General features: G+C 48.6%; 18 protein-coding genes. 12 read left to right on the top strand and 6 right to left on the bottom strand.

Translation table 11 applies throughout. The annotated features are described in order from the left end of the window. Positions 1–78: 78 nt before the first annotated feature. Positions 79–1,323, bottom strand: a complete 1,245-nt coding sequence (locus tag K4H25_RS10180) for a branched-chain amino acid ABC transporter substrate-binding protein (protein WP_221020407.1) — start codon at positions 1,321–1,323, stop codon at positions 79–81. A 385-nt stretch (positions 1,324–1,708) separates the two neighbouring features. After that, the gene (gene radC / locus K4H25_RS10175; RefSeq protein WP_221020406.1) at positions 1,709–2,383 is read right to left on the bottom strand and encodes a RadC family protein; all 675 of its coding nucleotides are present in this window, start codon (positions 2,381–2,383) and stop codon (positions 1,709–1,711) included. Between the two features lie 50 nt (positions 2,384–2,433). Between radC and coaBC the strand changes: the two genes are divergently transcribed. After that, entirely contained in the window at positions 2,434–3,627 is a 1,194-nt protein-coding gene (gene coaBC, locus K4H25_RS10170; protein WP_221020405.1) for a bifunctional phosphopantothenoylcysteine decarboxylase/phosphopantothenate--cysteine ligase CoaBC, read from the top strand. A 136-nt stretch (positions 3,628–3,763) separates the two neighbouring features. Next, the gene (gene dut, locus K4H25_RS10165; protein ID WP_173534274.1) at positions 3,764–4,213 is read left to right on the top strand and encodes a dUTP diphosphatase; all 450 of its coding nucleotides are present in this window, start codon (positions 3,764–3,766) and stop codon (positions 4,211–4,213) included. A gap of 73 nt (positions 4,214–4,286) precedes the next feature. Here dut and K4H25_RS10160 read toward each other — a convergent pair whose 3' ends face one another. Together K4H25_RS10160 and K4H25_RS10155 are read right to left on the bottom strand one after the other, a co-directional pair. Next, positions 4,287–5,039 (bottom strand): CHAD domain-containing protein, encoded by a 753-nt coding sequence (locus K4H25_RS10160; RefSeq protein WP_221020404.1) that lies wholly within the window; start codon positions 5,037–5,039, stop codon positions 4,287–4,289. After that, a complete protein-coding gene (locus K4H25_RS10155; protein WP_221020403.1) occupies positions 5,032–5,709 on the bottom strand; it encodes an HAD family hydrolase in 678 nt (225 codons plus the stop codon). Before K4H25_RS10155 ends, K4H25_RS10160 begins: the two co-directional genes overlap by 8 nt. Positions 5,710–5,766: 57 nt before the next feature. Here K4H25_RS10155 and K4H25_RS10150 point away from each other — a divergent pair, with 57 nt between their 5' ends. The 10 genes from K4H25_RS10150 (at position 5,767) to K4H25_RS10105 (ending at position 22,932) form a co-directional block, all read left to right on the top strand. Next, positions 5,767–6,165 (top strand): YchJ family protein, encoded by a 399-nt coding sequence (locus K4H25_RS10150; RefSeq protein ID WP_255587511.1) that lies wholly within the window; start codon positions 5,767–5,769, stop codon positions 6,163–6,165. Next, the gene (locus K4H25_RS10145) at positions 6,165–7,493 is read left to right on the top strand and encodes a leucine-rich repeat-containing protein kinase family protein (protein ID WP_221020402.1); all 1,329 of its coding nucleotides are present in this window, start codon (positions 6,165–6,167) and stop codon (positions 7,491–7,493) included. Before K4H25_RS10150 ends, K4H25_RS10145 begins: the two co-directional genes overlap by 1 nt. 109 nt (positions 7,494–7,602) lie before the next feature. After that, on the top strand, positions 7,603–8,247 hold the full coding sequence (locus tag K4H25_RS10140; RefSeq protein WP_221020401.1) for a TetR/AcrR family transcriptional regulator: 645 nt from the start codon (positions 7,603–7,605) through the stop codon (positions 8,245–8,247). A gap of 19 nt (positions 8,248–8,266) precedes the next feature. Beyond that, positions 8,267–10,723: an acyl-CoA dehydrogenase gene (locus K4H25_RS10135; RefSeq protein WP_221020400.1), complete on the top strand. Its 2,457-nt coding sequence runs from the start codon at positions 8,267–8,269 to the stop codon at positions 10,721–10,723. A gap of 65 nt (positions 10,724–10,788) precedes the next feature. Beyond that, positions 10,789–12,111: an OmpP1/FadL family transporter gene (locus K4H25_RS10130; protein WP_221020399.1), complete on the top strand. Its 1,323-nt coding sequence runs from the start codon at positions 10,789–10,791 to the stop codon at positions 12,109–12,111. Between the two features lie 105 nt (positions 12,112–12,216). Beyond that, on the top strand, positions 12,217–14,589 hold the full coding sequence (locus tag K4H25_RS10125; protein ID WP_255587509.1) for a 3-hydroxyacyl-CoA dehydrogenase/enoyl-CoA hydratase family protein: 2,373 nt from the start codon (positions 12,217–12,219) through the stop codon (positions 14,587–14,589). 181 nt (positions 14,590–14,770) lie between these two features. Then, on the top strand, positions 14,771–15,973 hold the full coding sequence (locus K4H25_RS10120; protein WP_173534266.1) for an acetyl-CoA C-acyltransferase: 1,203 nt from the start codon (positions 14,771–14,773) through the stop codon (positions 15,971–15,973). Between the two features lie 70 nt (positions 15,974–16,043). After that, on the top strand, positions 16,044–16,610 hold the full coding sequence (locus K4H25_RS10115) for a chalcone isomerase family protein (protein WP_221020397.1): 567 nt from the start codon (positions 16,044–16,046) through the stop codon (positions 16,608–16,610). A gap of 641 nt (positions 16,611–17,251) precedes the next feature. Beyond that, entirely contained in the window at positions 17,252–19,069 is a 1,818-nt protein-coding gene (locus K4H25_RS10110; protein WP_221020396.1) for an autotransporter assembly complex protein TamA, read from the top strand. After that, positions 19,066–22,932 (top strand): translocation/assembly module TamB domain-containing protein, encoded by a 3,867-nt coding sequence (locus tag K4H25_RS10105; protein WP_221020395.1) that lies wholly within the window; start codon positions 19,066–19,068, stop codon positions 22,930–22,932. Before K4H25_RS10110 ends, K4H25_RS10105 begins: the two co-directional genes overlap by 4 nt. A gap of 245 nt (positions 22,933–23,177) precedes the next feature. Here K4H25_RS10105 and K4H25_RS10100 read toward each other — a convergent pair whose 3' ends face one another. Continuing rightward, positions 23,178–24,242, bottom strand: a complete 1,065-nt coding sequence (locus tag K4H25_RS10100) for a type II asparaginase (RefSeq protein WP_221020394.1) — start codon at positions 24,240–24,242, stop codon at positions 23,178–23,180. Between the two features lie 143 nt (positions 24,243–24,385). Beyond that, on the bottom strand, positions 24,386–25,072 hold the full coding sequence (locus K4H25_RS10095) for a ComF family protein (RefSeq protein WP_221020393.1): 687 nt from the start codon (positions 25,070–25,072) through the stop codon (positions 24,386–24,388). Between the last annotated feature and the right edge of the window lie 2 nt (positions 25,073–25,074).

The raw sequence follows: 25,074 nt of genomic DNA, 5'->3' as shown, positions 1-25,074 counted from the left end.
AGTTGGCGATGACAGTTTTTTTTGAGGTGAGCAATAAAAAAGGGAAGCCCCTGCTTCCCTTTTTTTAAGTGAGGCTAATTATTTGGCAGGTGCTGGCGCCGATGCCGTAGCAGATGCCGCTGCAGCTGGTGCGCCGCCACCGACAACTTCAACAATTTCCCATTTGCCATTTTTAACTACATAAACACCGATGGCACCATTTTTAACGTCGCCTTTTTCGTCAAAAGTAATTGTGCTGGTCAAGCCTGGGTATTCCATGGTTTTTAAGACTGGCAAGTATTTCGCTGGGTTGGCAGAGCCGGCTTTTTGCATTGCCGCAACCATCATTTTGGTTGCGTCGTAGCAATATGGCGCATAGAGCTGAACTTCTACACCAAATTTATTTTTGAATTTTTCTTTAAACTCTTTACCGCCTGGCATGTCTTCTAGAGATTTACCTGGGCTAGATGCGTAAGTGCCTTCGGCATCGGTACCTGCCAATTTAATAAATTCACCAGTTTGGGTGCCGTCAGCACTCATCACTGTGGCTGGAATGCCCAGTTTTTTGGTTTGTTTTTTCAATGGTGCGGCTTGTGCGTCCATACCACCGTAGAAAATCAAATCTGGTTTTGCGCCTTTGATGTTAGTCAGAATGGCGTTGAAGTCTGTTTCTTGGTTGGTGGTGAATTCACGTTTCACGATTTCAGCACCAGCGGCTTTAGCGGCTTTTTCAAATTCGTCAGCTAAACCTTGGCCGTAGGCAGTGCGATCGTCAATGATGGCGATTTTCTTGGCTTTGAGTTTTTTAACTGCAAAGTCACCGAGTACCACACCTTGTTGTGCATCATTAGCCATCACGCGAAATGCGGTTGGGAAGCCTTGTGCAGTGTAAGCAACAGCAGTAGATGATGGAGAAATTTGTACGATGCCGGCGTCGTTATAGATTTTTGAAGCTGGAATGGTCGTGCCTGAGTTCAAGTGACCGATCACGCCGCTGACTTTTTGGTCAACAAAGCGCTGTGCTACGGTGGTGGCCGTTTTCGGGTCGGCTTGGTCGTCTTCTGACACCAATTCAATCTTCATTTTTTTGCCAGCAATATCCACACCGCCAGCAGCGTTGATTTCGTCGATGGCCATTTGTACGCCATGTTCGTTGTCTTTACCCAAGTGGGCGATATTGCCGGTCATTGGTGAGGCTTGACCAATTTTGATGATGTCGGTTTCCACTTCAACCGTAACTGGTGCAGATGCTGGGGCGCTGGCCGTATCGGCCGATTGTTGTTTGCCGCAGGCAGTAATCGACAAAATGGCGGCAGCGATGAGGCTGAGGCGAGCGATGGTCATCGTGAATCTCCGATATTGGGTGTTGTTATTAATTACGGTTGTTTTGGTACTATTGCCATTTAAAGGCAATCAATCTTGCTTTCGCAATCAGCGACTAGAAATCAGTGTTTTCCTGTATCTCGACCGCAACAGTTCTTGCATATTGTAGGCATGACAGTTGCTAAGGCGTGGGGCAATCATTGCTGATTTGTTTGTTAGCTGAAAGAAATACGCCAGACAGCCACGTTTTGCGCTGTTTTGAGTCGCGGTGTCGGTGATGTGGCTTGGGTTTTGGGGTGCGTGCTTTGGGTTTGAGATTGACGTTTATTTTTAAAATGAATGTTTGAATGCATGTTGCATTTTTGCTACGAAGCGCTGCCGATGGCTTGGCGTTACCGCGTGGCAGCTATAAATGGCCGAGTTCGGCCAAGGACACTACGCGGTGGGCGGCGACGATAAAGTGATCGAGTAGTTTGATATCCAGCAGCGCCAATGCGTGTTGCAATTGGCTGGTGAGTAAAATATCCGCTGGCGATGGTTCGGCATGCCCTGAAGGATGATTATGCGCGACAATCAGCGCCGCAGCATTGAGCTCTAATGCGCGCCGCGCCAGCTCTCGGGGGTAAACGCGGGTTTCGCTGAGTGTGCCTTTAAATAAAGTCTCAGCGGCAATCAACTTGTGGCTGTTATCTAAAAATAAGCCATGAAATTCTTCATGCTTTAAGCCGCGTAGCCGCAGCTTTAAAAAATCCCGCACTGCACTGGGGCTACTGAGTGTATCGCGTGCTTTGAGTTCTTCGCATAGCGCGCGGCGACTCATTTCAAGCACTGCTTGTAATTGGGCATATTTGGCATCACCAATGCCGTTGATGTGTGCAAAATCCTCGAGTTTGGCTTGAAATAAGGCTTGTAATGAGCCGAAATGCTGTAGCAAATCACGCGCTAAGTCGACGGCGCTTTTGCCGGTAATCCCTACGCGTAAAAAAATCGCCAGTAATTCGGCGTCATTGAGTGCGCCCGCGCCATGGTGGAGTAATTTTTCCCGTGGGCGAGAATCTGCAGGCCAATCGGTGATAGACATCGGCGTTTCTTGGTAAACTTCGGATATTCGCTATAGCAGAGGCTTACATTGTGAGTCATAAAAAAATTGTATTGGGCATTACCGGCGGTGTGGCCGCGTATAAATCGGCTGAATTAACGCGGCTTTTAGTGAAAGCGGGTTATCAAGTTCACGTGGTGATGACTGAGGCGGCAACGCATTTTGTCGGCGCGGTGACGTTTCAGGCATTGTCAGGGCATCCGGTGTTTGTGGATCAATGGGATGCGCGCATGCCCAATAATATGGCGCATATTGATTTAACGCGTGGCGCTGCCGCGGTGTTGATTGCGCCAGCGTCGGCCGATATGTTGGCCAAGATCGCACAAGGGCATTGTGATGATTTATTGTCGACCTTGGTCGCTGCGCGAACTTGCCCCTTGCTGGTTGCGCCGGCAATGAATAAGCAAATGTGGGAAAACGCGCCTAATCAGCGCAATGTGGCGCAATTGCGTGACGATGGCGTGGCGATCTTGGGCCCTGGCTCCGGTGAGCAAGCGTGCGGCGAGGTCGGTGATGGCCGGATGCTAGAAGCGGCGCAAATCTTTGAATTGCTTGAAGCGAGTTTGCAGCCCAAACGCTTACAGGGTAAGCGGGTGCTACTCACCGCAGGGCCCACTTTTGAGCGAATTGACGCGGTGCGCGGTATTACCAATAGCAGCTCAGGCAAAATGGGCTACGCGATTGCGCGCGCGGCGTATGAGGCGGGCGCTGAGGTGGTGCTGGTGTCGGGTGAAACGGCGTTGCCAGCGCCGATTGGTACGCGGCGCATTAATGTCTTGAGCGCGCAGCAAATGCTCAATGCGGTCGAGGCCGAGGTGGATGCGGCGGATATCTTTATTGCCGTTGCTGCTGTGGCCGATTATTACGTGCTCAACCCATCTGAACAAAAAATTAAAAAAGACGCACATATTTTGACGCTAGAGCTCGCGCCCAATCCGGATATTTTGGCCAATATTACCGCCAAAGAAAATCCACCGTTTTGCGTGGGCTTTGCCGCTGAATCAGAAAATCTCTTGGAATACGCCGAAGCCAAACGTAAACGTAAAAAACTGCCTTTGTTAGCCGCTAACTTAGTGCAGACGGCGATGGGGCATGATGATAATGAAATTGTGCTGCTCGATGATAGCGGTGAAACGCGTTTAGCGCGCGCACCAAAAATCGACATTGCGCGCAAACTGATCGCGCATATCGCCCGTTTGTACGATGCAGCGCAATTAGAAAAGTAATTACTGGTTTTACCAGCTTAAAATTGACTCAGTTGGCTGCTTGTCACTGATTGAGTTCAATCGACTGAGGGTTTACTGGCTTTGCGAAGTCAGATGCCTAGGTAATTGTTTAATTTAAATGTTTTTAGGAAATACCATGACCACGATCGATGTAAAAATTTTAGACGAACGCTTAAAAGATAATTTGCCGGCCTATGCCACAGCAGGTGCCGCAGGATTGGATTTGCGCGCTTGTTTGACTGCGCCGATCGAATTGGCGCCCGGCGCAACGACTTTGGTGCCAACGGGCATGGCCTTGCATTTGGATAATCCAGGCTTGGCAGCGATGATTTTGCCGCGTTCAGGCTTGGGGCATAAGCATGGCATCGTGTTGGGCAATTTGGTGGGCTTGATTGATTCTGATTACCAAGGGCAAATTTTTGTTTCGGTATGGAATCGAGGCAATACGACGTTTACGATCCAACCTTTAGAGCGCATTGCGCAATTGGTGATCGTGCCGGTGGTGCAAGTGGGCTTTAATATTGTCGATGAATTTGCTGCCAGTGATCGCGGCGAAGGCGGCTTTGGTAGTACCGGTAAGCATTAAGCGAATACTTGATAATGCGAAGATTAAACCGCTTCGCATTATGGGTATCTATTTGTAGCTAATATATTTACAGCTATTGATGGATATACCCAAGTTGAACGCTGAGTTTTTTCCAATCGCGCTGTGCATTGTGCCAGTGCGATTTTTTTACGCGTTTTTTTTCTAACCACTGCGCCAATACGCTGGCATCGTGCAATTTTCCCAGTGAGGTTTGTGCCGTTTTGAGCAAGGGTGATAGCGCATGAAAGCGAGCTGGCAGCCACGCTGTTGCTAGCGTATTTAAGTAGCGCAAATGTTTGATATGCGCGCGACGTTGATGCCATTGTTCCATTGATGCTGAGGCAATTTTTTTGTTTGTTAGCGCCTGGATTTGCTGGCTGGCTTGCGATAAAACCTGATGCTTTAACTGCGCTTTGCTCATTTTTTTGCTGCGCCGCTGACAATGCTGCAAGGTGCTAATGGCTAAAGTAGCTACGTCGGTGGTACTGAGTGCCGCTTTTAAAATCGCAATGCCTTCGACATAAGCTTTACTGAGTGAGTTAAATTGTGCCGCATTGATGTCTTTACCCAGTAAGGCCAGCATCACCTCCGCATCTCGCGTTGGGCTGCTGAGTTTAGCGAGTGCATGCCATGCTTTTAAAATCGCCGCGTCGAGTTTTTTGTTGGGCTTTAAAACAATCGGCAACAAGCAGCGTAAACGGCGTAAGGCGACTCTAAATTGATGCAGCGCTTCGCTGTTCTTGCCATTGATGATTTTATTCTTAGCGCGATCCAATACGATCAGTTGCTTGGCAATAGAGTGTAAAAAATCAATTTTTTTAGGCATAACCTTGCTCCAAGATGGATCGCGCATCGATGAGTGAATTAACAATTTCAATCTCTAACGCTTGTGTTTGCTCGGTTGCGGGAAGTAAGTCGGGCACCATGATCACACGGCAGCCAGCAGCATGACCCGCTTGCGCGCCGAAATTAGAGTCTTCAAACACCACGCAATTGCCAGCGTGTACGCCCAGTTGAGCGATCACTTTGAGGTAAATGTCGGGTGCAGGTTTGGGATGAGTGATTTCATCGCCGCAAACAGCAAATTGAAAATAAGGCCATAAACCGCTGATGCTTAGGTGATGATTCGCCATGGCGCGTTTGGTTGAGGTAGCAACGGCGCAGGGAATTGCATTTTGCTGTAAAAAATCGAGTAATTCGATCACACCGGGCCGCAAATTGATCGTTTCGTGGCTACGGGCGAGGTAGATTTCGTGCGTTGTCGCGCGCAATTGGGCTACTGGAAAATGAGGCCCGAGTGCATCGTGCAAATACGCTTCGGTTTTTGATGAGTGCATGCCAATCATGCCCAGTGGAATCTCGGCGGCAATGGCGTGGCCTAATTGTTCGGCGGCATCATGCCAGCAACTTAAGGCCATGCGCTCACTATCAATCAATAAACCGTCCATATCAAAGATGGCCGCCGCAATTTTATTGGGGTTGGTGTTTATTTTCATTGCCTTATTTTCGATTTATTTCAACAATACGCCAGTTTACTCGCCTTGAATTGATTTATGACTCTGAAAATGACCGTTTCTGCCCAATCGATTTGCCCGTGTGGCTTACCTGCAACCTATGGCCGCTGCTGTGGCCGCTATCATGCCGGTCTTGCTGCGCCGACGCCAGAAAGCCTGATGCGTTCTCGCTACAGTGCGTATGTACTTGAATTAACTGATTATCTAAGCGCCACATGGCACCCTTCAACTCGCCCTGATGATTTAGGCGTGAGTGAAGACGATGCAGTGAAGTGGCAAAGCTTGAAAGTGAGTTTTGCTGCCGAGCAGGGCGATGAGGGTGAAGTAAGCTTTGTTGCGCGCTATAAAGTCGGTGCGGTAGCGTACCGCTTGAGTGAGCATAGCCGTTTTGTTCGTGAAGATGGGCGTTGGTTTTACATTGATGGTGAAGTGATTTAATGCTTGCAGGTTTGAGTACGTTAGCGCAATTAAATGCTGGTGCCTTGCAAGGCTGTACGCGCTTAGATCTTAGTTGTGGTTTGACTGAGTTCCCACGCGAAATTTTTGCTCTGGCCGATAGCCTTAAAATTCTGAATCTATCGGGTAATCAGTTAGCAAGCTTGCCGGATGATTTGCCAAGGCTGCGGCATTTAGAAGTGATTTTTTGTTCTGAAAATCGCTTTACTGAGCTCCCTGCGATATTGGGGCAATGCCCATCGCTGACGATGATAGGCTTTAAATCCAATCAAATTAAGCATGTCGCCGATGAGGTATTTCCATCGCATTTGCGCTGGTTAATTTTAACGGACAATCAACTGACTGAACTGCCTAGCTCGATAGGGCGCTGTCAGCAACTCGAAAAACTGATGTTGGCCGGTAATCGCTTGGCGGCACTGCCCGATGCGCTGGCGCAATGCCAGCAATTGGCCTTAGTTCGGGTGGCAGCCAATCAATTGACGGCGTTTCCGGAGTGCTTATTGCAGTTGCCTCGATTGGCGTGGTTGGCGATCGGTGGTAATCCATTCAATGCGGCGCTCGAACGAAACCAGATGGATGACGTTGCGAGTGTGAATGCGTCCGACGTAACACTAGGGCAAAAGCTCGGAGAAGGAGCGTCGGGCACCATCTATCAAGCGCAATGGCATCATTCGGTGCCGCGTGACGCCGCTATAAAGATTTTTAAAGGTGCAGTCACCAGCGACGGTTGGCCGCAAACAGAAATGGCGGTGTGCCGCGCGGCAGGAGAGCATCCGCATTTAATTGGCGCTTTGGCGCAATTGAATGGGCATGCTGCGGGTGCTGGCTTGATTATGCCTTTAATTTCACCCGAATTTAGCGTGTTGGCGGCGCCACCGAGTTTAAAAACCTGTATTGCCGATGTGTACGCCAGCGATTTACGCTTTACTTGGCGTGCCGCCTTGCTGCTGGCGCATGGCATTGCCGATGCGGCGCGGCATTTACATCAGCGCGGCATTTTGCACGGTGATTTATATGCGCATAATATTTTGCATCACTCCGATGGTCGAACTTATTTGGGTGACTTTGGTGCTGCGTCGTTTTACTCGCCAGATGCCGCATGGGCAAAGGCGCTAGAGCGTATTGAAGTCCGAGCTTTTGGGGCTTTATTGGCTGAATTATTGACGCGAATCGATTGGCCGGATGACCATGACGATTTGCGGTTTGATTTGATGCATTGGCAAAAAAAATGTGTCGATCTTGCCGGTGATACTCAAATCTCATTTGCTAATTTGCAACAAGGACTGTGGCGAATTTTGCATAATCACTAAGGATCTTCCCTAGATTGCTGTAACAGGCTTGACAGATGTAGTTGCTCGATTTAATTTTCAAACAGTCGTTTGAAGTTGATGCAAGTCAAGTTATTACATGGGGTCTGGCATGGAAACGGGGAAGGCACTAGAAACATCATTACGCATCTTAAATGCTGCTGAAATCTTGTTCGTTGAACATGGTTTTTCCGGTACGTCGATGCGGCAAATCACTGGCGCGGCACAGGTCAATATTGCGGCAGTGAATTACTACTTTGGTTCCAAAGAAGGCTTGTTCCAAGCGGTATTTGAGCGCCGAGCCGAGCCTTTTGCTCGCCTTTCTCTCGACAAAATCAATCAACTGACTAGTAGTAAAAACAACTTTACCGCCACCGAAGTCGCCGAGGCCTTTATGTCTGCGGCGATGGAAATGGGGAGTAACCCTGCGCACGGCGGGCTGATTTTTGTGAAGTTGCTGGCGCGTAGTTATGTTGAACCCAATCCCGTATTAAAAGAAAAATTGCCACAACGCTATGGCGAGTTGACACGTCGTTATCTTGCAGCGTTGGGGCAGGCTTTGCCGCATTTATCCAGTCAGGAAGTGAGTTGGCGTTTTCACTTTATGACCAGCGCCATGTTTAACGCATTCGCTGGTAATAACGTGATGCGCTTATTTATGACCCAGTCGTTGGTGAATGCTCGTGATCCGCAGTTAGTTGCACAGATGTTATTACCTTTCATTGCTGCAGGCTTAAATAGCCCTGCTGCCGTTTAGTTGCCACTTGGAGTTAATCATGTCAATTTTTATCTGCATTGTTGCAGTTGTGGCTTTACTCGGGGTACTTGCTTATTCCCGCGCGCCACTGTGGTGGAGTTCTTTGCTGATTTTGATCGGTGCAGGATATGCGTTTTATCAGCAAAATTTAAACCCAATTTTACTGGGTATGTTGGTCGCGCTGTTGATTATCATAAACTTCAAGCCAATACGTCGTGCTTTAATTACTGGGCCTTTGTTTAGTATTTTCCGCAAAATCACCCCGCCAATGTCACAGACCGAGCAAGAAGCGGTTGATGCCGGTACGGTATGGTGGGATCGCGATTTGTTCTCAGGTAAGCCTGATTTTGACAAATTGCATCAGTATGCCAAACCGACTTTAACGGCAGAAGAAGAGGCGTTTTTAAACGGTCCGACTGAAACCTTATGCGCGATGCTCAATGATTGGCAAATCACGCAAAAAGACAAAGATTTGTCACCAGAAGCTTGGGATTTCATCAAGAAAAACGGCTTTTTGGGCATGATCATTAAAAAGCAATTCGGTGGTAAAGAATTTAGTAATTATGCGCATGCTCGCGTCGTCACAAAAATCGCCACTCGTTCGGGCTCGGCCGCAGTGACGGTGATGGTGCCCAATTCACTCGGACCGGGTGAATTGCTGCAGCATTATGGTACTGAAGCACAAAAGAATTATTACTTGCCACGTTTGGCGACAGGTGAAGAGATTCCATGCTTTGCCTTGACCAGCCCAGAAGCCGGTTCTGACGCCGGTGGCATTCCTGACTTTGGTATCGTAACCCGCGGCAGCTATACCGACCCGCGCACTGGTATCGCCCATGACAACGTGCTGGGGATTCGCTTAACTTGGGAAAAACGCTATATCACCTTGGGTCCAGTCGCGACCATCTTGGGATTGGCATTTAAGCTTTACGATCCAGATCACCTTTTGGGATCGAAAGAAGACATCGGCATTACTTGTGCGTTGATTCCAACCGAGCATAAAGGTGTTGAAATCGGTCGCCGCCATTACCCAGGTACTAGCGCTTTCCAAAATGGCCCGAACTGGGGTAAGGACGTGTTTATCCCGATGGATTGGGTGATCGGTGGTCAAGATTACGTCGGTAAAGGCTGGAAAATGTTGGTCGAGTGCTTGTCTGTGGGCCGCTGCATTTCATTGCCAGCGATGTCTGTTGCCACCGGCATGTTGTCGTCTTACACCACTGGCGCTTACGCTCGTATTCGTAGTCAGTTTGGCTTGTCGATTGGTCGCTTTGAAGGTGTGGATGAAGCACTGGGCCGTATTGGTGGCTTTACCTATCAGATGGATGCCGCGCAACGCTTGGCATTGACTGGGCTGGATTCGGGCGAAAAACCATCGGTGATTTCCGGTATTTTGAAATATCACAATACTGAGAAAATGCGTAAAACGCTCAATGACGCCATGGATGTGCATGCGGGTAAAGCAGTATGTATTGGTCCACGCAACTATCTGGCATTGGGCTACCACGCTATACCTGTTGCCATCACGGTAGAAGGCGCCAATATTCTGACTCGCAGCATGATTATCTTTGGTCAAGGCGCAATCCGTAGCCATCCGTTTGTGCTGCGTGAACTGAAAGCGGCAATGAATAAAGATTTACCTGCTTTTGATGATGCCGTAATCAGCCATATTGGTTTTGCAGTTTCTAATTTGGTGCGTAGTTGCTGGTTAGGTTTGACCGGTGCGCGCTTTGTCAGCGTGCCAGTGTCAGGCCCGACCGCACAGCACTATCGTGACATCGTTCGATTCTCGTCAGCATTTGCTTTCTTGGCCGATATGGGAATGGCAACGTTAGGTGGCAGCCTCAAATTTAAAGAGAAACTATCAGCTCGTTTGGGCGATATGTTGTCAAATTTATACATCGCCACTGCGGCATTAAAGAAATTTAATGATGATGGCCAACCGACAGAAGATCGTCCATTGGTACGTTGGGCGGTGGAAACCGCGCTCTTCGATTGTCAGGAAGCGATGAATGGCTTTTTGGCCAATCACCCGAATCGGGCGTTGGCATGGTGTGTGCGTAAGCTGGTATTCCCTTGCGGTATGACGATGCGTCAACCAGCAGATACGGTCGGTACTGATATTGCCCGTAGCCTGATGGAGCCTTCTGCGTCGCGTGATCGCTTGGTGCAATTCATGTATCGCTCTAGTGATGAAAATGATTCGATTGGTGTCTTGGAGCATGCCTTGAAGGCGGTGATTGCGACTGAGGCCATCGAGAACAAATTGCGCCGTGCGCAGCGCGAAGGCAAGTTGAAAGCAATTGTGACTCAGGCTCGCTTACAAGAAGCCTTGAATCAGGGATTGATTACTGCAGAAGAACACGCCGAAGTGGTGCGTGCTCGTCGTCTCAAGCGGGAAGTGATTATGGTGGATGATTTTGATGCACAGTTAATGCATGCAGATTCTGAGGCCATTCACCGAGTGATTGTGTAATATAAGAGTAAGCTAATAAAAGCTTACATTGTATGTGGTACAACAAAACCCTTGGAGATATAAAAATGAAGATGCTTGTGCGTTCAATGAAAGTGATCGGTGCAACTAGTTTGTTTCTCAGCTCTGCCTCAGTTTTGGCTTCGGGCTACCACTTTGGTACCCAAAGTGCGAGTAATCAGGGTGTCGCCAACTCCGGTGCTGCCGAAGTCATGGACGCGTCAACCATTTTTTATAATCCAGCCGGTATGAGCCGTCTTGAAGGTACGCAAGTCAGTGGCGTGCTCAATGTGATTATTCCTAAGGGTGAGTACACCAACATCAAAACCACCACCGCCACCGGTAAAACGGTGACGGGTGGCAATGGTGGGAGCTTTGGCCAAACTACGGCCGTGCCACATCTGTACGCCACTTACCAAGTCAATGATCAGGTGAATGTCGGTGTTGGGGTGTTTGTACCGTTTGGCTCGCATACCGATTACGAGGCCGGCTGGGTGGGTCGCTATCAAGCTTTAGAAAGCAAGATTGAAACCATTAATGTTAATCCTTCGATCTCGTACAAAGTGAACGACACGGTGGCGCTCGGTGCGGGTGTTAGTCTGCAGTATATTAATGGTCAAATTAGTAAAGCTTTGGATTTAGGTACTGCAACAAGAAACCCTGCGTTTTTTGGTAACCCAGCTTTTGATGGGGAGTCGGAAGTAAAGGGTAACGACATTGGCTACGGTTTTAACTTGGGCGCTTTGTTTAATATCAGTGAAGACACTCGAGTGGGGGTGGCATATCGCTCAAAAATCAAACATACCTTGGAAGGCGATTTAACCTTTAAGGTGCCGACTGCATTGCAATCGACCGTGGGTAAATCACCGTCGTTACAAAATCGCGACGCGACTTTGTCAGTTGAAACGCCAGAATCATTCTCGATTAATGGCTTTCACCAGTTTAACCCTGAATGGGCAATGACCGCCGATTACACTTGGACCGGTCACTCGCGTTTTGACGAGATCCGCATTAAATCACCGGGTAATGCCGATTCAGTGACAGCGACACGTTGGCGCGATACCAGCCGTTATTCTGTGGGTGGTATTTATACGCCGAATCAAACTTGGACTTTGCGTGCCGGTTTAGCGTATGACCAATCACCAGAAGCCAATGAAGCTGAGCGCATTGCCAGCATTCCAGATAGCGACCGTATTTGGTACGCTTTAGGTGCGCGATACAACATTGATAAAAACAATTCGATTGATCTTGCAGCCATTTATGTTCATCTAAAAAGCTCATCAATCAATCGTAAGCCTTTAGATCCAAGTGAAGCCTCGGGTGGTGCAATTAACGGCAATTACAGCGTTAATTCAGTGACCTTGGGTATGCAATATAACTATCGTTTCTAAGTCAGATTGCGCCCAAAGCGTGAGTTTTGGGCGCAAGAAGAAAATCTAACCGAATAGCTGCAGGGCTGGCCTGCGAAGAGAGTGATTATGAGTGTGAGTTTGACAATGCCAATTCGCAAAGTGGCAGTTTTAGGGGCAGGCGTGATGGGCGCGCAAATTGCAGCGCATCTCTCCAATGCTGGAATTGATACCGTATTATTTGATTTGCCTGCAGCAACTGGCAATCCGAATGCGATTTCACTCAAAGCTTTAGATAATCTTAAAAAATTAAAACCAGCCCCATTGATGTCTGCCAGCCGGATTGATGGCATCGTGCCAGCCAACTACGGCAGCGACTTGGCTTTATTAGCCGATTGCGACTTGGTGATTGAAGCCATTGCTGAGCGCTTGGATTGGAAAGCAGATTTATATGCCAAAATCGCGCCACATTTGGCCGAGCATGCGATTTTAGCCAGTAATACCTCCGGTTTATCGATTGAAGCTTTGGCTGCGAATGTACCGGCTGCGCTGCAATCTCGTTTTTGCGGAATTCATTTCTTTAATCCGCCACGCTATATGTATCTGGTTGAGCTCATTGCCACAAAAGGTTGCCAAGCCGATACCCTGGATGCACTAGAAACTTTCCTCACGCTACGTTTAGGTAAAGGCGTCGTTCGCGCCAAAGATAGCCCTAATTTTATCGCCAATCGTATCGGGGTGTTCTCGATGCTGGCGACGATTGAGCACGCTAAAAACTTCGGTATTCGTTTTGATGTGGTGGATGATTTAACTGGCCCACGTTTAGGTCGCCCAAAATCAGCGACATTCCGCACTGCCGACGTGGTGGGTTTGGATACGTTTGCCCATGTGGTTAAAACCATGACCGATACATTGCAAGCCGATCCATGGCATGCCTTGTTTAAATCACCAGAGTGGCTAGAGCAATTGATTGCTGCTGGCGCTTTAGGGCAAAAAACCCGCCAAGGTATTTTTAAGAAAGTCGGTAAAGACGTTTTGATGTTGGACCCGAGCAGCGGTGAATACATCGCTGGTGGTCAAAAAGCTTCGGATGAAGTGAAAGCTTTACTGAAAAACACTGATTTTGCCGCCAAAGTAGCGTCGCTACGCGCGTCTAACTTGCCAGAAGCGCAATTTTTGTGGGCTTGCTTGCGCGATGTTTGGCATTACATTGCCGTACAACTGGAGCACATCGCCGACAATGCCCGCGATGTTGATTTTGCCATTCGTTGGGGCTTTGGCTGGGAGCAAGGCCCGTTCGAGATGTGGCAAGCCGCCGGCTGGCAAACCATTGCAGCTGCGATTAATGATGACATCGCTGCGGGCAAAACCTTGTCGAGCACCCCATTGCCAGCTTGGGTGCTGGCGCGGGATGGCGTGCATACACCAGCAGGTTCACTCAATGCGGTGACGCAAGAGTTAGTTGGTCGTTCAACCTTGCCAGTGTACGAGCGTCAATTGTATCCACCGAAGGTCTTGGGCGAAGCTGAGCCTGATTTTGGTGAAACCATTTACGAAAACGACAGCGTTCGGATGTGGATGCCTCCGAGCAATTTAACCACGGCGGGCGTGCCGGTATTGAGCTTTAAAACCAAGGCGCATTGCGTGGGTGCCAATGTATTGGCCGGTATCCAAGAGTCAATCAAGATTGCCGAGCAATACCACCCAGGCTTGGTGATTTGGCACTCTACGGCACCGTTTTCAGTTGGTGCGGATTTGATGAGTATGGGCCCAGCGTTTATGAGCGGCGATTTCGCTGCGCTTGAGCGGATGGTGTTTGAATTTCAAAAAACGTCGCAAGCCATTAAATACGCCAAAGTACCGGTGGTGGGCGCAGCGCAAGGCTATGCCTTTGGCGGCGGTTGTGAATTCTTAATGCACTGCGCTCGTGTGGTGGCGCATGTTGAAACCTATATCGGCTTGGTTGAAGTCGGCGTGGGTCTGTTGCCAGCGGGTGGTGGTTGTAAAGAATTTGCCCTGCGCGCTTCGCGTTTAGCTCGTAACGGCAATATCTTGGAAGTGCTGAAAGATTATTACCTCGCGATGGCCATGGCCAAAGTCGGTACCAGCGCTGAAGAAGGTCAGCAAATTGGCTACCTAAAAGAATCTGACGTGATTGTGATGAATGCCAATGAGTTGCTGTATGTAGCGCAAGCGCAAGTCACTGCGATGGCTGCAACCGGTTACCGTCCGCCAGTACGTCCGAAAGCCTTCGCTGTTGCCGGTCGCTCTGGCGCAGCAACGATTCGTGCGCAATTGGTCAATATGCTCGAAGGCGGCTTTATTAGTAAGTATGACTTCCATATTGGCGTACAAATTGCCGAAATCGTCTGTGGTGGCGATGTCGATGCCGGCACCTTGGTCGATGAAGATTGGATCTTGAAATTAGAGCGTGAACGCTTTATGGGCTTGCTGCAAAAAGGTAAAACCCAAGAGCGGATCATGCACATGATTGAATTTAATAAACCACTTAGAAATTGATCGTTGTCGTACCTAGCACGGTGAATGAGCAGGTACGACAAGGCGATAACAGTGCGTTAACGGCACACTCAAGTTGCGTTGGCGGACTGATCGCAAATTAAAAATCAAACGTGAATCCACGGTCAAAAACGTTGTTGTGCCGGCTGTGGAATCAGGTTTTGCCAAATTTTAGGAATTCAAAATGAGCAAACAGATTCAAGAAGCTTATATTGTTGCCGCAGTGCGCACGCCAGTAGGCAAAGCGCCGCGCGGCATGCTAAAGGGTGTTCGCCCGGATGATTTATTGGCGCATGTATTGAAAGCGGCAATGGCGCAAGTGCCATCGCTCGATCCGGCTTTGGTGTCGGATGTGGTGGCCGGTTGCGCCATGCCAGAAGGCGAGCAAGGGATGAATGTGGCGCGGATTGGCGCGCTACTGGCCGGGCTGCCTAATACTGTAGGCGGCATTACGATTAATCGTTTTTGCTCGTCGGGCATTAATGCCGTAGCACTGGCCGCCGACAAAATTCGTTTGGGCGAAGCCGATGTGATGATCGCGGCGGGTACCGAGTCGATGTCGATGGTGCCTATGGGTGGCAATAAATTATCTTTGGGCGCGAGTATTTTTGACACCGATGAAAACGTCGCCATTGCTTACGGCATGGGTTTAACGGCGGAAAAAGTGGCGCAGCAATGGCAGGTGAGTCGTGAAGATCAAGACGCTTTTGCCGTTGAATCGCACCGCCGTGCTTTGGCGGCGATTGCTGAGGGTAAATTTAACGCTGAAATCGCCCCCATTGATGTGACGTATCGTGTACCCAATTTGGCGACCGGCGAAGTGGAGTTGATCAATAAAACCTTGCTCAATGATGAAGGCCCACGTGCTGACACTAGTTTGGAAGGTTTGGCTAAACTGAAAACCGTATTTGCCGCCAAAGGCAGTGTAACTGCCGGTAATAGCTCGCAAATGTCTGATGGCGCAGCGGCGTTGATTTTGGTTTCAGAAAAAATCCTTAAAGAATTTAACCTTACGCCATTGGCTAAATACGTTTCTTTTGCGGTGAAAGGCGTGCCACCGGCGATTATGGGGATTGGTCCGAAAGAGGCGATTCCTGCGGCGTTAAAACAAGCCGGTTTGAATTTGTCTGATTTGGCTTGGATTGAACTCAATGAAGCGTTTGCCGCGCAAGCGCTGGCCGTGAGCCGCGATTTGAATTTGGATATGTCGATTGTCAATCCACATGGTGGCGCCATTGCTTTGGGTCATCCTTTGGGGGCGACTGGCGCGATTCGTGCCGCAACGGCGATTCATGGTCTGCGCGGTCAAGGCAAATCAGGCTATGCCATGGTGACGATGTGTATCGGCACCGGTATGGGTGCTGCTGGTATTTTGCAAGTTTTATAAGCGATTCATTTGAAATTCAATTTATCTAAAGCCCGCTGAGTTAAAAGCGGGCTTTTTTTTGGAGAACGCAATGAAAAAACAAATCACAGCAATGGCCATGGTGGTGTTTTTGGCTAATTCGGCATATGCACTGGAAATGGCGGGGGTGAGTCTGCCAGAGAAAGTGAGCGTAGCAGAAACCCCCTTGGTGTTAAACGGTGCCGGTATTCGCAAAAAAATGGTTTTTGAGGTGTATGTAGCCGCTTTATATACCACGGCCAAAAGCAATGACGCCAACGCCATTATCAATGCCACTACGCCAAGACGAATTCAATTAGATATGTTGCGCAGTGTGGAGTCGGCGACCTTATACGGCGCTTTGCTGGAAGGGCTGCAAGACAACCTCAGTGCAGCGCAATATAAAGCGCTTGCCCCCAAGGTGGCAGAGCTTGAGAAAATCTTTATGGATATTAAGGTCGCTAATAAAGGCGATGTGATTGTGTTGGACTTTTTGCCGGGCAAGGGGGTGAAAGTACTGGTTCGTGGTCAAGTGGCCGGCATGATTACAGGCGATGCAATTGCGAGCGCGATGCTATCGATCTGGCTGGGTAAATCACCGGTCAGTGATAGTTTAAAGGCTGCTTTATTAAAAGCATAAAAAACCGTTCGTGGTGGTAAGTGGCGCTAAATCATCTGGCCAAGCGACTGAATGCGATCGGTACTCTTGGTGGTTGATGTGTTAAACGGTAAATAACGATGCAGCCCCGACCTGATTTAGGTTGAGGTTTTTCTTTTGGCTTACATTGCATGGTGTTGTTTGTAATGTGGTTTTATGGTCTAAATGTAGTAATGCTACATTTATGTTTTGTGTTGATCAGTACTTGTTACATATTAAGCTATTGATATATATGAATAATGACCTTATTTATGTACTTGTAGTTGTTTGTGTTGATGCTTTATTACGTAATTTAAGTACAAAAAGACTTGCGTAGTCTGGGTAGTTTTGTTAAAGTACGTACATCGAAAGAAACACAGCAAGGCCGGTTGGTTCAACCGGATAACTTAAGGAGAAACACCATGCGTGGCTTACTCAAAATGATCAAAAACATTGAATTTCAGCAACAATTGCTGGTTAAGTCTTATGGCTGGAAATTGACTCAGCGCTAAGCACCGATTTCATGTAGTAACCGTAGTACCCGCAGCGAAAGTTGCGTTATCGACTCCATCCTCCTGTGCCCGACTTTGACTTGTGTTTTATTACGCAAGACAAGTCGGGATTTTTTTGTTTATCGCACGATAATGCAGCTAATTTGCTTGAGTTTGGGTAAAGTAGCATTTTGCGTGAATCATGGTTTTGCCTTGTTTAATTTCTCTTCCCTCTATCCGCTTGGCGCAGGTTTGTTGGTCTTTTCGACCACGGTTGCGGCGGCTGAAGCGCCGTTTACTTATCGTGTAGTGCTGCGCGCTGATTCCAGTGTGTCGGCTTTACTTGAGCAATATCTTGAGGTCTTTAAACTAAAAGACAGCCCACGCAATTCGCCAGAGCAACTCAGTCGTTCACTCGAATTTTTGCCAAAATCAGTCGCTGATTTACTCGCTACCCAAGGGTATTTCAATACCAAAACGGTGTCAGAGATAAAAACCGAGCAAGGGAAAACCGTGGTGTACATCCACGTTGATTTAGGTGATCCGGTGGTGATTCATGACGCCAAGCTCAATGTTTCTGGGGCTGTGCGCGATAATCCTGAGCGTTTGGCGGTGCTGGAATCGCGCTTTCAAGAACGAAGCGACGCGATTATTGGCACGTCTTTTACGCAAAGCGAATGGGATGATTTAAAAAAACGCACTTTAGCGTCATTTATGGCGCGAGATTATCCTGCCTCAGTGATGAGTTCGAGTGAAGCCATCATTGATCCTGAATTAAAAACTGCGCAGTTAAATATCACGATGGACAGTGGCCCAGCCTATGTTTATGGCCCCGTACAAATTCATGGCTTGCAGCGCTATCCTGAAAAACTGGTGCGTGATTTGGTTGATTTGCCAGAAGGCGCGCCGTATCGGCGTAGCCAATTACTCAATTTACAAACTGAACTCCAAAATTTACCCCATTTTGCCTCGGCCTTGGTGGATGTAAATTTACCGCCGGACGCGCCGTTTATTGCACCGGTACAAATTGATGTGCAGGAGTCGCCACTCAATAAAGTGATTACTAATTTGGGTTACAGCACCAATACGGGCGCACAAGCTGGGGTGGATTATCGGTATTTAAATTTATTTGATCGTGGCTGGATATTTAATTCCAAGCTCGAAATAAAGCAAAAAGAACAACTATTTGATATCGCAGTGGCCATCCCAAAAATGCCAAGTGGTTGGGAGCATAACGGTTACATCAATTATGCCAGCTCCGATATTGAAGGCTTGCAGTCGGATAACTATCGGGTTGGCGTTTCACGCAATTGGATTGAGCGACGGCAAGAACACTATATTTCATTGCAATATCTGGCTGAACGACGCCAAATTAGCAATGGCAGTAGTGATCGCCCACATTCCTTAACCTTAAATTACAAGACGATTATCCGAGATTTAGATAGCTTAAAAGATCCTCGGCACGGCTATATGCTGCAAGCCGAAATCGGTGGCGCTTCAGAACGAGTCATGAGTGACGTTAGTTTTGTACGCGCTTATGGCAATGCCATTCATTACAACAAGATTGGGCAAGAGGGTATTTTGGCTCTACGTTTGGAGTTGGGACAAACCTTTACCAGTAGTGCGATTGGTGTGCCGACTGAATGGTTGTTTCGTGCCGGTGGCATGGGCTCCGTGCGTGGCTACGATTACCAGTCTTTAGGGGTGGATATTGATGGCTCGGTTGCGCCAGGGCGCGTTTTGGCGACGTCGTCGATTGAATATCAACATTTGGTTTACAAAGATTGGCGTGCGGCCATTTTTTATGATTATGGTGGCGCCGGCAGCGATTGGCGAACCTTAAATCCAGTGCGTGGCATTGGGATTGGCGCGCGTTGGTTAAGTCCGGTTGGTCAAATCGGCGCGGATATTGCCTACGGCATCGATAAATCTCAATTTCGCTTTCAATTTGCGATGGGTCTTGCGTTTTGAATTCCGATTTAATACCTGAAGACGTGCCGACGGCGGAGCCGGTGGCTGCAGCTAAACCGGTTAAAAGTGTATTTCGGCGTGTGGTTCGCGGCGTTTTTTGGAGCGTGCTGGCCAGTATTACGCTGTTTGTCGCACTATGTGCTGGGCTGCTATTTGCGCTGGATTCTGACTATGGTCGAGCGCGGTTAGTAGAAATGATCAATCGTAGCGACATGGTGTCAATCCAGTCTTTGCAAGGTTCATTTTGGTCGCGATTGGAAGTTCGCAATTTAAAAGTAGATACCGAAAGCGCCTTAGTTCAATTGGATCACGGGGTATTGGATTGGACCCCTTATTCATTATTACTTAGAAAGCTATACATCAATGAATTAAGCTTGGGCATCTTACAGATAGCAAGCAAACCTACGCCGCCGATGGCCAAGCCTAGCCCAGCGCCGCAAAGCTTAACCTTGCCTTTAAGTTTGCAAGTGCTCGATCTACGGATCGCGCAATTACAAATCAGCGGCGCGCCAACGATTAAGCAAATTCAAGCTGGCTTTGATAGTAATGGTAAAGAGCATCGCATTACGATTAGCCAATTACATGCCCCACAAGGCACGTTAAGTGCCGCGCTGAATGTGTCGGGTAAAGCACCGTTTCCTACTGCCGGCTCGTTTGTTTTGGCCGGGCAACTCGAAGGGCAAGAGCTGACGGCGGTTGGCCAAGTGCTCGGTGATTTGCGCGCATTGGCGGTGAAGGCGGATTTAAATGCCGCCAAAGTGCGCGCTAATGTCGATGTTAAATTGGATGTGTTTGCGGCACATGCCTATCAAATGTTGCAGCATGGTCAAATTAAGCTAGAGCAGTTCAATCCTGCCGCATGGAGCTCGGCCGCACCACAAGCCAAAATTGACGCTGACTTACAAGTTGAGCCTAGCTCGACTGGGGTGGTGATGAATTTGCAACTTAAAAACCATCAACTCGGGACTTTAGATCGACATGGTTTACCGCTGGCGACACTGAATGCTCGGCTCAATTTAGCGGGTAATGATTTGCAGATTAAGCAGCTGGAGGTGGGGTTTGCTGGCCAAGGGCAGCTCAAGGCCACTGGCGGCATTCGTGATGAAGTGCTCGATCTGAATTTGGCGTTGCATGGCATCGACCCGGCGCAATTTTGGTCACCACAAGCGGCCAGTCAAATGAGTGGGCTGATGACGGTGAAAGGGCCGTGGTTGGCGCCCAATCTGCAAGGTGAAATCAAAGATCAACGCTTAAAAACTGCACTCAAGCTCGATTTAGGTTGGATAAAACCGGCTGAGCAGCGCCGTATTGCTGTGCGCCAATTGGACTTGCAGCGTGGTAGCAGTCAATTAGCCGCCAAAGGCGAGTTAAATTTACAAAAGCCTTATGACTTTACCTTAACCGCGCAATTGCAGCAGTTTAATCCTGCCGAATTGATTGCGGCATCGCCAGCAGGGCGAATTAATAGCCAAATTAAAGCCAGTGGCCAGATTGAGCCAGAGTTGCGTCTGGATGTTGAGTATCAGCTTTTAAATAGTATTTACAATCAACAGCCTTTGTCTGGCGCTGGCCAGTTAAAGCTAGATAACGATAGATTGAATGTGCAGCAATTGTGGTTGGCCCTTGGTAAAAATCGACTCGATCTACAAGGTGTGCTTGGTAAGAGCAACGACAAACTGAATTATCAAATTGATTTTCCTGAGTTACAGGTCTTGGGTCGAGGTTTTTCTGGGCTGATTACTGGTAAGGGGCAGGTTTCAGGCGCGATGCAGCAAGCCAATGTGCAAGGCACGCTCAATGTAAAACAATTAAGTACGCCGTGGGGTGTTGAGGTTGGTGGTGCTGATTTATTTGCCAATATTCAGGCTGATTTGGCTGGGCCGATTGAGCTGCGTTTAACGGTCAACCAATTAAAAATGGACGGTATGCAACTGAGCAACGCCAATGTCTTAATGAGTGGGCGTAAAGATCAGCATGTGATTACGCTGACGGCCAAGGGCAGCAAAGATCAGCATGAGCTGGCTTTAGATGCCTTGCTCAAAGGCGGATTGAATGCCGGCTTTGTCTGGCAAGGTCAGCTTGAACGTTTAAATGGTATGGCCTTTTTGCCCTTTAATTTACAAAATGGTGCGGCGCTCATCGTTGGTGGTGATCAACTGCGCTTAGCGGCGGCTAGCCTAAAAGTGGGGCAGAGCGTGATTGACATTGGCCAGTTTGATTGGCGCAATGGGGCGATCAATACACAAGGGGTGATCAAACAGCTGGTTTTAAGTGATGCACTGGAATTGCTCCAAAATAAAACCATGCAAAGTGATTTAATCTTGGCTGGAGGCTGGGATTTGACTCAGTTGGCGCCAGCGGCAGCCATTAATGGTCGTTTTAATTTAGAGCGTCAACGTGGCGATTTGACTTGGCGAGCGCAAGATGGGCAGCGACCTTTGTCATTGAGTGCGCTGGCATTGAAAGGGCAAATCAATCAAAACCAATTTAATGTCAGCAGCCAGTTGGCGAGCCCACTATATGGGCAGGTGGGCATGACTGCTAGTGGTTTACTCGATGCGGCGAACTGGCGTGTTTCGGCGTTGCAAGCAATGAAAATCGCCTTGGTAGGGGACTTGCCTGATTTAAAAGTCTTTTCACCTTTTGTTGGTGATGGGGTGGTATTGGGTGGTCGCGCGCATTTGGATGTGAGTCGCGTCGCGCTAGGCGATGCGGTGACCTTGGCCGGACAAGTGAAAGGCACGGGTTTACTTTATAGAGATGCCGCTCTGGGGGTGCATTTGCGCGAAGGTCTGGTTGATATCGGCTTGGATGGCCAGCAAATAACGCTAAAAACCATGAAGTTTAACGGTAGTGGTAATGGAACGGTAGAAGGCTCAGGGCGAATTGATTTAAAAGACAAAGCGCAACCGGACTTAACCATTAAATTGGCGGCTAAGAAATTCACCTTAATTAGCAAGGCCGATATGCTGTTGGTGATTTCAGGGCAAGGCTCAATGGCGTTGCACGATGGCGCTTTGACGGTGAACGGGCAGTTTGTTGCCGATGAGGGCGATATTCAGTTTGTTTCTAACGATGTGCCCCATTTGTCGTCCGATGTGGTGGTGTTAGGTGCCGCGCCGAAAAAAGTATCCAAGCCTATGTCGGCCAGTGTCGAAATTGGGGTTGATTTGGGTAAGAACTTTCGCTTTCGCGGTTATGGGCTCGATGCTGATTTGATTGGGCAATTGCGGCTTAAAGCCACTGGCAATCAAGCACTGAGCGCGCATGGTACGGTAAGTGTTGAAGAAGGCGAATATAAAGCATACGGACAAAAGCTTGATATTGAGCGCGGCGTGTTGTCATTTATTGGTCCGCTGGATAATCCAGGTTTAGATATTTTGGCGGTGCGAACCAATTTGGCGGTTGAAGCTGGGGTAAAAGTGCAAGGTTCGGCGTATTCGCCACGGGTGACTTTGTATTCTGACCCGAATGTACCTGATTCAGAAAAGCTCTCATGGCTGCTGTTTGGTCATGGTTCTGAAAATATGGAAAAAGCCGATGGTGCTTTGATTTTGCAGGTCTTGAATGCGATGGCCAGCAATAATAATGGTCAGGGCTTAACTGATCAGTTGTTTGGTGCCGTGGGCATTGATGAGGTGGGTTACAACACCATTCGTGAAAAAGATGGCAGTACCACGCAGGTGGTTTCGGTAAGTAAGCAATTGGCTAAAAATTTACGCGTGTCACTAGATAAAAGCTTTAATGGTTTGCGTGATGCGGTAAGGTTTACCTTGCAGTTATCCAGAAACTGGTCAGTGGTCTCACGCATTGGTGTTGATGAAAGCTCACTGAATGTCGATTACACATGGCAATTTGATTGAACAAATAATCTGATGTCGTTGCATTAAAAAAGGCACGGCAAATAGCCGTAATGCCGTTCACTTAAGCCAAGTGAGCGGCATTTTTTTCCTCGATTTCATTGCTGGTGTCGCTTTTGACGCAAAGGCGCAGAGAAAATCAATTGAAAACCCCTGAATTTCCTCCGCGCCTCTGTGTCTCTGCGTCAGATTTTCAGGGTTTTTCGTTAAGTGAACTGTATTTCGGCAAATAGCCGTGCCTTTTGCTATTAGTAGGTGTAGAACATACGTTGAATTTCTTGGCTGTCTTTGGTTTTGGTCAGCGCCAGCATTAACAAAATACGCGCTTTTTGTGGTGAGAGCGTATCGGCAACGGTGAAGTCAGTTTTGTCGTCATTGTTTTCACCATTACGTATGGTTGGCCCATTGCTAATGCGCGATGAGCGATTGATGTGTATGCCTTTTTGACGCAATTCAGTTAAACGCGCTCGAACTGGGGCGGCTAAGCTGCCATTGCCGGTGCCGGCGTAAACGATCCCTACATCCCCCGCAGCGGCAAAGGCGTCAATCGCCAATGTATTGGCATTGGCTGAACCATAAGCGATATTCACCGCCGGTAGGCTATCGAGTTTTGCAACATCAAACTCGGTATTGCTAGTGTGTTTGCGGGTGCTAGCGCGGTAAAAATTAGGTTTGCCCGAAACGATATACCCTAAGCTACCCAATTCAGGCGAGCGGAAGGTGTTGGTGGTCATCGTATTGGTTTTCACCACATCGCGTGCGCCTTGAATTTCATCATTCAGTGCGACCAATACGCCTTGGCCAATGGCTTCTTTACTGCCTGCGAGGGCTACGGCGTTATACAGATTGATTGGGCCATCAGCGCTAATGGCGGTGGCTGGGCGCATGGCGCCGACGATCACCACCGGTTTATTGCTTTTAACCACCAAATTTAAAAAATACGCCGTTTCTTCAATGGTATCGGTGCCGTGGGTGATGACCACACCATCAACGTCTTTGCGTTTGAGGGTTTCATTGACCTTTTTGGCCAGTTTGAGCCAATGGTCGTTAGTCATGCTCTCGCTGGCAATTTGAAATACCTGCTCGCCACTCACATTGGCTACTTTACTGAGTTCAGGAACCGCCGCAATCAGTGCGTCAACGCCAATTTTGGCCGCGGTATAGCCCACCGTGGTGGTGCTGGTATTGCCCGTGCCGGCAATGGTGCCGCCTGTAGCCAAAATCACGACATTGGGTTTCTCGGCGGCAATGGCCGTGCCGGCGATGAAGCTGCTCAGCACAAGCAATGTGGTGGTTTTTATCGCTAAATTCATGGTATCTCCGTTTTTATTTTGAGCTTGATGATGCTTCAAGCTCGTCAGCGAGGTGCGTCGAGTGCTGATCATCTCGGATAAACCGCTGATGACGGTATTGTGACAAATGCCAATAGGATAAGCTCTAGTGGTGAAATGGCTTATTAGGGAGTGCGGGCGACTACCCAAGCGAACACCTCAATCGCGCCAGCAGACTTGAGTGCTTTAGCGGCAGCATTCATGCTGGCGCCGCTGGTCATGACGTCATCAACCAGCGCGATGCGTAAGCCATTGACTGAGGCGCAGCAAACAAAGGCGTTACGCATATTGTGCCAGCGTGCGTTGGCACTCAGGCGTGCTTGATGTTCGGTGTTTTTGTGGCGGGATAAATTGCTTAAGTCCAGAGGTAGTTGTAAGCGCTTGGATATGGGTTGGGCGATTTCTAATGCTTGATTAAACCCACGTTCTTTGAGTCGTGCTGGATGCAAGGGCAAGGGGATGATTAAGTCGGGCCGTGCCGCGCTTGAGAGTCGCTCGGCGAGCAGCTCGCCCAGCGGTGGTAATAAAGACCAACGTCCAGCAAATTTTGCCGCTTGAATCAGGCAGGCAATCGGGTCGGCGTACAGAAACGCCGCGATGGTGGCATCAAATGCAGGCGGATTTTTGCTGCAAGCGCCGCAGATGAGGCCTTGCGTGCTGGGGCGTGCGCAGCATGGGCAACTTTGTGCGACGCAAGGGCGATCTAAAGTGGTAAGACAAGGCTCGCACAGACTATTTTTGCTGCTGGCGGCGCAAAGTAGGCATTGTTGTGGGCTGATGTAGTTCAAAATTCTGTCGAATAAATTTGACAACT

This window comes from Deefgea piscis (assembly GCF_019665785.1).
GTDB lineage: Bacteria > Pseudomonadota > Gammaproteobacteria > Burkholderiales > Chitinibacteraceae > Deefgea.
This window is presented reverse-complemented; position numbering and strand designations above follow the sequence as displayed.

Bases quoted from the DNA above. Each gene is read 5' to 3' on its own strand.
- K4H25_RS10180 (WP_221020407.1), bottom strand. From the start codon at position 1,323: ATGACCATCGCTCGCCTCAGCCTCATCGCTGCCGCCATTTTGTCGATT.
- radC (WP_221020406.1), bottom strand. From the start codon at position 2,383: ATGTCTATCACCGATTGGCCTGCAGATTCTCGCCCACGGGAAAAATTA.
- dut (WP_173534274.1), top strand. From the start codon at position 3,764: ATGACCACGATCGATGTAAAAATTTTAGACGAACGCTTAAAAGATAAT.
- K4H25_RS10160 (WP_221020404.1), bottom strand. From the start codon at position 5,039: ATGCCTAAAAAAATTGATTTTTTACACTCTATTGCCAAGCAACTGATC.
- K4H25_RS10155 (WP_221020403.1), bottom strand. From the start codon at position 5,709: ATGAAAATAAACACCAACCCCAATAAAATTGCGGCGGCCATCTTTGAT.
- K4H25_RS10150 (WP_255587511.1), top strand. From the start codon at position 5,767: ATGACTCTGAAAATGACCGTTTCTGCCCAATCGATTTGCCCGTGTGGC.
- K4H25_RS10145 (WP_221020402.1), top strand. From the start codon at position 6,165: ATGCTTGCAGGTTTGAGTACGTTAGCGCAATTAAATGCTGGTGCCTTG.
- K4H25_RS10140 (WP_221020401.1), top strand. From the start codon at position 7,603: ATGGAAACGGGGAAGGCACTAGAAACATCATTACGCATCTTAAATGCT.
- K4H25_RS10135 (WP_221020400.1), top strand. From the start codon at position 8,267: ATGTCAATTTTTATCTGCATTGTTGCAGTTGTGGCTTTACTCGGGGTA.
- K4H25_RS10130 (WP_221020399.1), top strand. From the start codon at position 10,789: ATGAAGATGCTTGTGCGTTCAATGAAAGTGATCGGTGCAACTAGTTTG.
- K4H25_RS10125 (WP_255587509.1), top strand. From the start codon at position 12,217: ATGCCAATTCGCAAAGTGGCAGTTTTAGGGGCAGGCGTGATGGGCGCG.
- K4H25_RS10120 (WP_173534266.1), top strand. From the start codon at position 14,771: ATGAGCAAACAGATTCAAGAAGCTTATATTGTTGCCGCAGTGCGCACG.
- K4H25_RS10115 (WP_221020397.1), top strand. From the start codon at position 16,044: ATGAAAAAACAAATCACAGCAATGGCCATGGTGGTGTTTTTGGCTAAT.
- K4H25_RS10110 (WP_221020396.1), top strand. From the start codon at position 17,252: ATGCAGCTAATTTGCTTGAGTTTGGGTAAAGTAGCATTTTGCGTGAAT.
- K4H25_RS10100 (WP_221020394.1), bottom strand. From the start codon at position 24,242: ATGAATTTAGCGATAAAAACCACCACATTGCTTGTGCTGAGCAGCTTC.